Below are 10850 nucleotides of genomic sequence, written 5' to 3' on the forward strand. Positions count from 1 at the left end.
GGCTTGTCCATCATCTCCAGCCCGGCGGGAATGATGCCGGCTGCAATCACCGCGGCAACGGCATCGCCGGCTTTGCGCAAGTCGTCAAAGCTGGCCATGATGCAGCGTGCAAGAATCGGCCTGGGCACCAGCTTGACGGTCACTTCGGTCGTGACGGCCAGCATGCCTTCGCTTCCGATGATGACGCTCAGCAGATCGTAGCCAGCGGCATCCAGCGCGTCGCTGCCGAACTCGACCTCTTCGCCTTCGATTGTGAAGCCTCTGACCTTGAGCACGTTGTGTACCGTCAGCCCGTACTTGAGGCAGTGCACGCCGCCCGAGTTCTCGGCCACGTTGCCGCCTATGGTGCAGGCGATCTGGCTGGAAGGGTCGGGCGCGTAATAAAGACCCAGCGGCGCGGCCGCCTCGGAGATCGCAAGGTTGCGCACGCCGCCTTGCACCACGGCCGTGCGGCTGGCGGCGTCGAGCTTGAGAATCTTGTTGAACTTGGTCAGCGATAGCGTGACGCCCAGCTTGTGCGGCATGGCACCGCCGGAAAGCCCTGTGCCGGCGCCGCGCGCAACCACTGGTACTTCCAGCGCATGGCAGCTCTTGAGCACGGCCTGCACCTGGTCATAGGTCTCGGGCAAAGCCACAACCAGCGGCCGCTGGCGGTAGGCGGTCAGGCCGTCGCACTCGTAAGGTGTGGTGTCTTCGTTGTTCCACAGCAGGGCATGGGCCGGCAACACCGCCTGCAGCGCGCGCACGACCTGCGACTGCCGCTCCGAGCGTTCAAGCTGGCTTTGCTGTTCGAGCGAGGCGGGGGTGTTCATGGGCTGTCTGGCTCCGGGGTTGAAACCAGACTGTAGGGCAAGCGGCGGCGGCCGGGTTGAAGAAATTTAATGCCGGGTGTGAAATGCCGGCCGCCAGAATCCGTCCAAAACGGGAAGAGATTCAGGACTTCGTTCCCGGAGCCTTGCTGGCGCCGGGCGTGTCGTAAAACTTGACCTTGCCCGTCTTCACGTCGTACATGGCCCCCACGATCAGGATTTCTCCCTTTTGCTCCATTTCGCGCAGGATGGGGCTCTTCTCGCGAATCGTTTCCACTGTGAGATGCACATTGCTCTCCGCCACCATCTCGACAAAGGCATAGTTCTTGGACGTGCGATCCTTGATGTCGGCGGACACCAGGTTCGCGGCCGGCTTGATCTTGCCGATGAGTCCCGTCAGGTTGCCCAATTGGGCGTCGTCGCAAGCACCCTTGATGGCACCGCAGCTGGTGTGGCCCATCACCACCAGCAGTTTGGCGCCCATGACTTTGTGCGCGAATTCCAGGCTGCCCAGGATGTCTTCGTTGACGATGTTGCCTGCCACGCGTGCGTTGAAAAGGTCACCTATGCCCTGGTCAAACACAATCTCGGCCGGTGCGCGCGAATCAATGCACGACACCACGCTGGCCAGTGGGAACTGGCCGTCCGCGGTGGCCTTCATTTCCTTGAGATAGTTTTGGTGGCGCGGCTTGCCGGAAACGAAACGCATATTGCCAGCCTTGAAGCGCGACAGGATTTGCACGGGCGTCACGGCGGCCTGGCACTCCTTGGCGTCCTGGATGGGGCAGAAGGTGCCGGGCTTGACGGCCTTGGCCGCGGCCGCCTTACCCTCGGCATGAACCGCAGACGACAGGGCGAGCATGGAGAGCAGGACGCCGGCCACTCCGACGGCCAATTGATTTTTCCTCATAAGATTTTCCCTCGTTGAACAGGTTGGTTTTTTTGACTATGTGCAGCCGGCCGGGCGCTCACCCGGTGTCACTACCAGCTCATCATAGGCATGAGCCGGTACGGACGCAAAACCACTTATCGGACGGCGTCAGGACCTGTTAGTGCTATTTGTTTACGCAGGATGCGTTGCATGTCAAAGGCCTTGAGCAAGGCGCAAAGCCCAGGGGCCCCGTCAAGGCTTTGCAACGCCGAACGGCGGCCTTCTCGTAACATGCCTTGGGGCCCTAACCCAGGCTTTTGCGCAGCCAGTCGGCAAAAGCCGCGCATTCCCAGCGGTCCATGGTGCCGGTGCGCCAGCATAGGTAATGTGCGTGCGGGCTGGGAATATTACCGGCGAACACTTCGTTGCTGCCCAGCCGCACCAGCGAGCCGTTCTCCAGCCAGGGCGCGCCCAGCTTGAGACGTATCAACGCGATGCCCATGCCGGCCGCGGCGGCATCGCACATCAGGCCGATGTCGTTGAACTGGGAGCCGTCGGTGGGTTCGGGCCAATCAAGTTTGTGGGCGGCAAACCACGTACGCCAGGGCTCCAGCGGCGAGCGCAACAGGCTTTCGCCTTCGAGATCTTCAGCCGCCTCAAAGGGGCCGTGTTCGCGCACAAAAGCCGGTGAGGCGAGCGGCGCGACTTCGTCCTTGCTGAGGCAGACGTGCTCCAGGTCCGCATAGCGGCCTGTGCCGAAGCGCACGATGAGGTCGGCATCCTCGGCTACCACGTCCAGCAGGGGGATGGACACCTGCAGCGTCAGGTCGATTTCAGGATAGGCATCGGTGAACTGGCGCAGGCGTGGAATCAGGATGGAGCGTGCGAACGTGGGCGTGACCGCCAGCCGTAACTTGCGCTTGCCGGGGGCGGCGCTTTGCCCGGCCGCACCGGGAAATTTCTGCAGTGTGGCCAGACCTTCGCGCACATGCGCCAGGTATTCGCTGCCTTCGGTGGTCAGTGAAAAATCGGCACGGCCAAACAGCTTGGTGCCGATGATTTGCTCCAGCTGCTTGACGCGGTGACTGACCGCGCTGGGCGTGACGCAAAGCTCCTCGRCCGCCTGCGTCACGCTGCGCAGCCGCGCCAGCGCCTCGAAGGTCAGCAGGCATTGAATGGGTGGGATTCTTGCAGTCATATGACGCTCTGGTCTTTCAGATGTCATGTGCCAACGGGAATCACCGATGTTCTGTACTTCATTTGCCGGCCGAGCCTGCCGGGTTTCCAATTCTGTCCATTGCGGCCCAATCCAGCCGCTCGGGCTGGTCCTTCACGCTTCGCAGTACAGTCTGCTGTTGCTCCAGGCGTGCAATCAGTGCCCGCTTTTTCGGATCGGGTGCAAGGACTTCCGACGCGTTAGCCAATTCAAGGGCGACGGCGACGAAAGCTGTGGCTTGCGCCCATTGTTCCCGAGGTTGCGCGATCTCCGAGGCACCGCGCTTTAGAAAAACAAGCAATTGCCAGTCCGCGAATATCAGTTGCCAGCGCGGATTGAAGGCGAGACTGGTCGCAAGAGGTAGAAGCGCGGCTTTCGGAAGCTGCAGAGCAGGTACGCCGATGACTTTTACGTTATGGGTGGATAGTTCTTTTTCCCAACCATCAGCCGCACTCAGTATGTTGACGTAATGAGTCGTTGCCGAAGAATGACGATAAATCATGTGGCCCGCGTAGCCGACCTTGTACTTGTCCCCAAGCAGATATGGGACCTGTGGCGCGTATGTGTCGAGCATCCAGATGTTCCCCCCGTCAGGCAGTACTCGTCCAATCAATTTGACTGCTTCGATGGCACGCAATCCTACGTCTGTCATGCCCCATCCCGAATACCTTGTCGGAACCACCGCGACCAGCATCGCCAGCATGCTGAGAGCGGTCAACGCGCCCATTGGCAAACGCATTGGTTTGCGCTGGGATGCCTGCCTGAATGTGGTGAGGAGGCTTATTGCCAGGGGGACCAGAAGGGCCATGGCCCAAAGGCCGAGACCCCGGCGATGCTGTATGGCCATGATGGCCATGGGTGCAATGACAACAAGGCCGGACAATCTTGCCGGCCCCGCAGTGAGGAACCAGACCGCCGTGCCCATCGCGAGAACAGCGGCAGACGGCCAGAGAAAACGCGAGCTGGGATCCCATAGCGGCAAGTATTCACGTATGGCGATCCTCTCCGCCGCAATACTGCCTCCATCCTGCATGTCTTGCCAGACAAAAAACTGCGAAAACACCTGTTGTGCCCCATTGGGGTTCAGCAGCGGCAGCGCCACGCTCGCCAGCCCGCAAATTGCCCAGCACACCGCCTCGTTGCGGGATATGGCGTGCTCATGCCTGTCTTGCCATCGGCGGAGTGCATAAGCGGCCAAAAGAGGCAGCATCAGCAGCACCGTGGTGTGAACCCACGCCAACGCTAGACACAACAGGGGAAAGGCGAACAGTGCCCGGCGGATGCGGGCAGGATGGCGGCAGCTTTCAAACAAGAGCGTGGCTGCCATCCACGAAAGGTAGAGCGTAACTTCTGCGCGTATCTGGGATCGGTGCAGGAACGTGGGGTAGACAATCAGCAGCGCCAAAGCCATGGCCGCCATCTGGTTCAGGTCAACCTCGTAGCGTGCCTGCATGCCGTTGTTGGCGGCTCGCTGCGCAGCGAATAGTCCCAAGCAAAGGGTCGCAGCCCACAGCACCGCGTTAAAGACACTCAGGCTGACCCATCCCCCTAGCCTGACGGCGAGCTCTGCGAGCAAACCGAAGCCCCAGCCGCCGAAGAGCTGGGGCGCGCCGGCAGCGGTATAGAGAAAAAACTCCTGATGAGGTACTGCGCCGTGTTCCAGCGCATAACGACCGGCAAGCAGTTGAAACCAGATATCGGCATCTTCGACGGGCCGCAAAGACAGAACGGCACACAAAAACGCGATACCGAACCACCATGACGCCGTGGTAACAGCGGATGATGCGTGTTTTCTATCTGTTGAGCGAGCAGGCTTGTTCATATCAGGCTTGTTCATATCTATTTAAAAATAACGGTCTTATGGCCGTTCAAAAGCACACGGTGCTCGCTGTGCCATTTGACAGCGMGTGCCAGCACGCGGCTTTCGGTGTCCTTGCCGCGGGCGGTCAGGTGCTCGACGGTGTCCTTGTGGTCGACCCGGGTGACATCCTGTTCGATGATCGGGCCTTCATCAAGGTCGGCCGTGACATAGTGCGCCGTCGCACCGATCACTTTCACGCCGCGTTCATGCGCCTGGTAATACGGCCTCGCGCCCTTGAAGCTCGGAAGCATGCTGTGGTGGATGTTGATGGCACGCCCTGAGAGTGATCCGCACATCTCGTTGCTGAGCACTTGCATGTAGCGCGCCAGCACGACCAGTTCGGCACCCTCTGCCTCGATGATCTCAAGTTGCTTTGCTTCGACCTGCGCCTTGGTGGCCGCCGTCACCGGGATGTGGTGAAAAGGAACGTTGTAGCTTGCCGCCAGCTGGTAAAAGTCACGGTGGTTGCTGATGATGGCGCGCACATCCAGCGGCACCATGCCGGACTTCCAGCGAAACAGCAGGTCGTTGAGGCAATGGCCGTCGCGGCTAACCATGATCACGGTACGCATGGCCGCTTCTGTCGAGTGAAGTTTCCACTTCATGCTGAAAGGTGAGGCGAATGCTTCGAGTTGCGTCTTCAGTTCTTCCTGGGTCAGCTGGTCGCAGGCAAACTGAACCCGCATGAAGAAGAGTCCGGTGTCATGGTCGTTGTATTGCGCGGCTTCTTCAATATTGCCGCCGTTCTGCAACAGGAAACCAGAGACCGCGTGAACAATGCCCATACGGTCCGGGCAGGACAGGGTCAGGATATAAGCGTGATTCATAGGGGGTGAATTGTCGCAGGTGAAGGCTGTGTCTGCCCGGCCGGCGGGCAATTGAAGGTGCAGGGCGGCGGCAAGAGTGCCAGAATGCAAGATCAAGCGCTGCTATCCCAGCTTCACACCTTTCGACGCAGGAAACCACCATGGCCTACCAGAATTTCAACATGGAGCACCAATGGCTCCCGTTCACGCCCAACCGCAGCTTCAAAAAAGACCCGCGCGTGTTTGTGGCCGCAGACGGCATGCATTTCACGACGCACGACGGGCGCCAGGTGATCGACGGTATTTCCAGCCTGTGGTGCGTGGGCGCCGGCCACAACCGAAAGCCCATCAACGAAGCCATCAAGAAGCAGCTCGATACGCTGGACTACGCGACCGCTTTCCAGGCCAGCAACGATCAGGCCTTCAAGGCCGCCGAGATCATTGCTGGCATGGCGCCAGGTGACCTCAACAAGGTGCTGTTCTGTAATTCGGGTTCGGAGGCCGCGGACACGTCGTTGAAGGTCGCGCTGGCTTACCACCGTGCGCGGGGCGAAGGCCACCGCAATGTATTCATCGGCCGTGAAAAGGGTTACCACGGCGTTGGTTTCGGCGGCATGAGCGTGGGCGGCATTCCGGCCAACCGCAAGGTGTATGGCGCCGCGCTGTTGCCTCGCGTGGACCACATGCGCTTCATCCATGACCCGGTCAATCATGCCTACATCAACGGTGCTGAGCCCGTGTGGCAGGAAGACCTGCTGCTGGAACTGGAAAATCGCATCCTGCCGCTGCACGACCCGAGCAACGTGGCTGCCGTCATCGTCGAGCCGGTATCAGGAAGCGCCGGATGGTACCTCCCGCCCAAGGGCTACCTGAAACGGCTGCGCGAAATTTGCGACAAGCACGGCATCCTGCTGATTTTTGATGAAGTCATCACGGGCTTCGGCCGCCTGGGCACCGGTTTCGGGGCAGACTATTACGGTGTGGTGCCCGACATGCTCAACTTCGCCAAATGCGTGACCAACGGTGTCATCCCGCTGGGTGGTGTGATCTGCTCCGACCGCATCTATGACGGCATGATGAATGCCAATGCCGGTGCGCCCGAGCATGCCGTGGAGTTCTTTCACGGCTATACCTACTCCGGCCACCCGGTCGCTTGCGCGGCCGCAATTGCGACGCTGGAGCTGTTCAAGGAAGAACAGCTGTATGAACGTGCCGGCCAGATGGGCAAGGTATTGGGCGACGCGATGCACAGCGGCCTGAAGGGCCTGCCCAATGTGATCGGTATTCGCAGCCTGGGACTGGCCGGCGCGGTCGAGCTGGCGCCGGTGACGGGTGTGCCGGGCAAGCGCGCGTATGACATCTTCATGGACTGCTTCCACAACGGTGTGCTGGTGAGGCCGGCGGCTGACAACATCGTGGTCTGTCCACCCTACATCGTCGAAAAAGAACATATCGACCGCATCGTCAATGTGGTTGCCGACGCCATCCGCAAAAACACCTGATTCCCGCCAGCCGAGCCCCAAAAGGCTCTTCAGGGTTTGGGTGCCAGCTGCTTCTGCAGGCCCGCGCAATAGTCGGTCTCCGGGAACGGGGCCGTTGCCCACACGGCGTCGAAAGCGTCTGCCTTCTCGGCATTCGCGGGGTTCCCGGCAAGCAGGCGCACTACTTTGGCTTTTATGTCCGTCGGCAGGTGCAACGGTACGCCCAATTGCCGGTTCGCATGGCCGCTTCCGGCCAGCAGCAGCACTGTCTTGCCGGGCAGCACGGCCTGCCCCAGGGTGTTGGCCATGGTGATGTCCTTGGCAATCTGGATACGTGTCATGGGCGTGATCTGGCCCTCAGGCAACAGGTTGCAGTGGCCGAGACGGATCAACTGCTGCTGGGCTTTGAGGGCGGGGCCTGGCAAGCGGGCGTCAAGCCGATTGTCGGCCATGCTTTCCGGCATTTGCGCCCGGGGCAGATTGGCGCCCATCACGGGGACACCGGCGCGCACCGCGGTCATCACGGCAGGGCCGTAGGCTGTCCATGGCCAGCCCTTATCGTTCCAGTTGAGCGCATTGCGCACCTGCTGCTCGGTGGCGCTGGGTCTGAGCGCGGAAGTACTTGCACCCGTGTCGGCCATCTCAAGGGCTACGGCAGCCAGCGCCCCTTTGGCCGCCAGGGCGGCGACCACCTGCTGCTCGATTGTCTGGTGCTCAGCGGCGTCGTGCTGCTCCCCGAGGATCAGGACGTCGGCAGGGAGCAGCGCCTCCAGCCGGGTGGATGTCTGTGCGGTTTCGCTGCCCTGCACCTGCAGGATGGGCGCTTCGGGCCGTCCCGCGCAGCCTCCCGCCAAAGCCGCCGTGGCGGCGCAGACAAGGCATGCCAAAGCATGAGGGGTGAGGAGGTGGCGCATCGATGGATACTACCGCTTCCAGCGGCTTCTGTTCCGCGCCGTTACGCTCTGCCATGCCTTCCTTGCCCCACCGTGCCGCCCAGTCCCCGCCCGTACGTGTCGTCCTGACCTTGTTGCTGGCCTGGGGTGCCGCTTTCTTGTGTATTGCGCTGCGCACGCCTTTGCCCTGGATGATCGGCCCCTTGCTGGCGACGGCGGTGGTGTCAATGCTGGGCGGACCTACGGCCAGCTGGACGCCACTGCGCAACTTCGGGCAATGGATCATCGGCTGCGCACTGGGGCTGCACCTCACGCCGCTGGTGGTKCAGGCAGAAAGCCCGCCAGGCGATTGATTGGGCAGAAAGACACACCCAGCGGGGGGCGCTCCTTCAAGGGGCCGCGGGGCTGGCTCCGCCAGACCGCAGGCACAGCGGCCCCCTCGGGGGCAAGGAGCTACACGAAGTGAGAGACCGTGGAGGCTCTACTTCTAATGAAGCGATATCGGCGTGTTGGCAAGACCGCTGTAGCCTTCCAGCGTGTCTTCGATTTCTTCTTGCGTGGGAGTGTTTTGCGCCCAGGCGCTCAGGCGCTGCTGGAACATTTCAGCCCAGGATCCATCCAGATAGACCTCCTTGCCCGAACGCTTGTCGACGATTTCGAAGCCATGCCGGGCCAATTCGGGAACGGCGGGGACAGGCGCGGATTCTTCCGGCGCATTGGCGTGAATCTGCATGACAGCAAAAGATTCCGAGTCGTAAAGCATTTGCATGGTGTAGGTCCTTTAGCTTCAGATAGCAACGATGAGGCCAAGTTCAAGGGCCCGGGGGGTTAAGTGCGAAAGCATGCGGTAAAGGCGCGTAGTGCGTGTAAAACCGCACATAAAACGGGCACCTCCGTGCGGCATAACAACGCCGGTTTGTTGAACTCAGCTCTTGGTGATCGCGCTGAGCTGCTGGTCAATGAAATCCCCGTTCTGCTGGGTGATTCTGCTGCGAACGGGAAGATACCCCAGTGACGGGGCATACCAGAGTTCCACTTTCTGATCGAACTCACGCCGGGGCTGACGGGTGAGTTTGAGCGTATTCAGCTCGCCATAGGGAAGTACCATTTTCTCTTCGCCTTCCACCCGGAACGTCCAGGTGTCTGCATCCCGCGGTCCCACGGTGTAAATTGAAATGGTGGAGCCCGCCGGAAAGCCGGCCGGGTTGCCCGCCAGTATGGCAGCCAGCTGGATGAAGACGCTGACCCGGTCCTGTGCACCCTTGATCCAGGGGACCGTCGGCGTATTGGCGCTGAAGGTGATCTGCCCCTTGTCTGCTTCAAAATGCGCGGCCACTTCGCTTCTTGATTTGTCGGAAAAGCGGGTTGGCGCCAAGCCTTCCGGACCCACCTGCCCGGTGCTTGCCATGCTGCGTGAACCTAAAAACAATGCGCTGACGCGCATGGAGGCGCTGTAGTTGTCGCCTGAATAGCGCCATCCCAGTTCGGCGTCCGCGTGGTAGTTCAAGCCCTTTGCGCTGCCGGTCATTTTGTATTCCAGTCGCGCGCTTTCCGGCAAGGCCACCGCCGTCACCGCCGACTGGTCTGGGTCGACTGTCGCGGGGGCGCTGGCAGCAGCGATTGTGGGCGTTGCCTGTGCGGGCATGCTTTGCGGATTTTCTACCTGGGGCGTGCTGGATGTCACCACCTCGGGAGGCGAGATTGCTATCAAATCAGTAGCGTGTTGCGCTGGACTCTCTTGGGTTACGGCGGGTTTCTTCTTGAATATCCTGGGCTTTGGGGGCGGTGCGGAAGGCGCGGGGGCAAGCGATGTCGGTGCAGGAGGCGGTGCGATGCTGCGCGTTGCGAAAGCCTCGCTGCGTGGGGAGGCGGCAGTTTGCTCGGGGCCGAATCGTACCGGCGCTGATTTCAGCACCAGCGTGTGGACAGCCAGCACCCCTGCAGCCAGCGCAGCRAGCACACGCCAGCGAGGCGCCGAAGGATAGCGGTCGGTGGACGCGGTCACGCCTGTGTGAATCCAAGATCACCGGAAAGTTGCCGGGCGGCGGCGGCCAGCGGCCGTGCCACCGCGCCGTCCCAGTCCGGATCAAACGTTGCAAGCGAACCCAGCGCCACAATGCCGAGCGCGAGATGGCCGTCGGCATCGAACACCGGCGCACAGAAGCCGGCTACGCCGGGCAGCAGGGTATTGACTGCGCGCGCCATGCCGCGGCGGCGGATATCTTCCAGCAAGGCATTCAGCTCGGCCATGGTGGCGGGAACATCTTTTCGCGCCAGCTTCTGGTTGCGTGTCAGTTCAGCCCTGACCAGCAGCGCCAGCCTCCCTTGTGGTTTGGCTTTGGCCTTGGGCAGGTTCGAAGACAAAAATGCGGCAAAGCACAAGCCCGTGGCGGACGACAGCAGCGGCATGACGTCGCCCAGCCGCAGGTTGACCGTCACAGACTGCGGCGATTCCTCCCAGTGGACGAGGGTTGGTCCCTGGTTGCCCCAGACCGCCAGTGCCAGGGTCTGGCCGGTTTGCATCATCAGGCGCGGCATGAGCTGACGGGCCAGCTTCACGCTGTCCAATCTCGAAAGGGAAGCGAGTCCTAACTTGAGCGCAGCCGGGCCGAGGTCGTATCGGGCGGTTGCCTCGTCCTGGACGACCAGTGCCAGCCGCTGAAAACTGACGAGATAACGGTGTGCCTTGGCCGCACTCATGCCCGCTGCGGCTGCCAGGTCGCGAAGCATCAGCGGGCCGGGTGAGGTGGAGAGCGACTCCAGCAAGCTGAAGCCGACCTCGACCGACTGAATGCCCGCGCGTTGCGGCGGCAGGCTGCTGCGTGCTGTTGCGGGGGCGCCTGGGCTGACTTTCATGGGCTTGACTAGAATTTCAGGTTCGCCGTGAGACTGTGGATGCATGGATCGTAACGC

General features: G+C 61.4%; 10 protein-coding genes and 1 pseudogene. 2 read left to right on the forward strand and 9 right to left on the reverse strand.

Annotated elements, in window-relative coordinates; translation table 11 throughout:
* From AC1D1X_RS07215 to purU, 5 genes are all read right to left on the reverse strand, one after another.
* Positions 1–812, reverse strand: an 812-nt coding sequence (locus tag AC1D1X_RS07215) for an FAD-binding protein (protein WP_477698054.1), incomplete at its 3' end; no start/stop codon positions are given.
* 121 nt (positions 813–933) lie between these two features.
* Positions 934–1719 (reverse strand): carbonic anhydrase family protein, encoded by a 786-nt coding sequence (locus tag AC1D1X_RS07220; RefSeq protein ID WP_477668742.1) that lies wholly within the window; start codon positions 1717–1719, stop codon positions 934–936.
* Between the two features lie 265 nt (positions 1720–1984).
* Positions 1985–2878, reverse strand: coding sequence for a LysR substrate-binding domain-containing protein (locus AC1D1X_RS07225; protein ID WP_477698055.1), 894 nt, complete (start codon positions 2876–2878; stop codon positions 1985–1987).
* Between the two features lie 58 nt (positions 2879–2936).
* Positions 2937–4733, reverse strand: coding sequence for a hypothetical protein (locus AC1D1X_RS07230; RefSeq protein WP_477668740.1), 1797 nt, complete (start codon positions 4731–4733; stop codon positions 2937–2939).
* 2 nt (positions 4734–4735) lie between these two features.
* On the reverse strand, positions 4736–5584 hold the full coding sequence (gene purU / locus AC1D1X_RS07235; RefSeq protein ID WP_477698056.1) for a formyltetrahydrofolate deformylase: 849 nt from the start codon (positions 5582–5584) through the stop codon (positions 4736–4738).
* A 140-nt stretch (positions 5585–5724) separates the two neighbouring features.
* On the opposite strand from purU, the gene aptA reads away from it, so the two are divergent.
* Entirely contained in the window at positions 5725–7065 is a 1341-nt protein-coding gene (gene aptA, locus AC1D1X_RS07240) for an omega-aminotransferase AptA (protein ID WP_477668738.1), read from the forward strand.
* A 29-nt stretch (positions 7066–7094) separates the two neighbouring features.
* Here aptA and AC1D1X_RS07245 read toward each other — a convergent pair whose 3' ends face one another.
* Positions 7095–7958, reverse strand: a complete 864-nt coding sequence (locus tag AC1D1X_RS07245) for a ChaN family lipoprotein (RefSeq protein WP_477668737.1) — start codon at positions 7956–7958, stop codon at positions 7095–7097.
* Between the two features lie 53 nt (positions 7959–8011).
* On the opposite strand from AC1D1X_RS07245, the pseudogene AC1D1X_RS07250 reads away from it, so the two are divergent.
* A pseudogene (locus tag AC1D1X_RS07250) lies at positions 8012–8260 on the forward strand (AbrB family transcriptional regulator); the annotation flags it as partial.
* A gap of 164 nt (positions 8261–8424) precedes the next feature.
* Here AC1D1X_RS07250 and AC1D1X_RS07255 read toward each other — a convergent pair.
* The 3 genes from AC1D1X_RS07255 to AC1D1X_RS07265 all read right to left on the reverse strand — a co-directional run bounded on the left by AC1D1X_RS07255 (position 8425) and on the right by AC1D1X_RS07265 (position 10751).
* The gene (locus AC1D1X_RS07255; protein WP_477656579.1) at positions 8425–8706 is read right to left on the reverse strand and encodes a BTH_I0359 family protein; all 282 of its coding nucleotides are present in this window, start codon (positions 8704–8706) and stop codon (positions 8425–8427) included.
* 156 nt (positions 8707–8862) lie between these two features.
* Positions 8863–9582: a DUF3108 domain-containing protein gene (locus AC1D1X_RS07260; RefSeq protein WP_477668736.1), complete on the reverse strand. Its 720-nt coding sequence runs from the start codon at positions 9580–9582 to the stop codon at positions 8863–8865.
* Positions 9583–9938: 356 nt separating this feature from the next.
* Positions 9939–10751 (reverse strand): IclR family transcriptional regulator, encoded by an 813-nt coding sequence (locus AC1D1X_RS07265; RefSeq protein ID WP_477668934.1) that lies wholly within the window; start codon positions 10749–10751, stop codon positions 9939–9941.
* Positions 10752–10850 lie beyond the last annotated feature (99 nt).

This window comes from Polaromonas sp. P1_G4 (genome assembly GCF_056405475.1).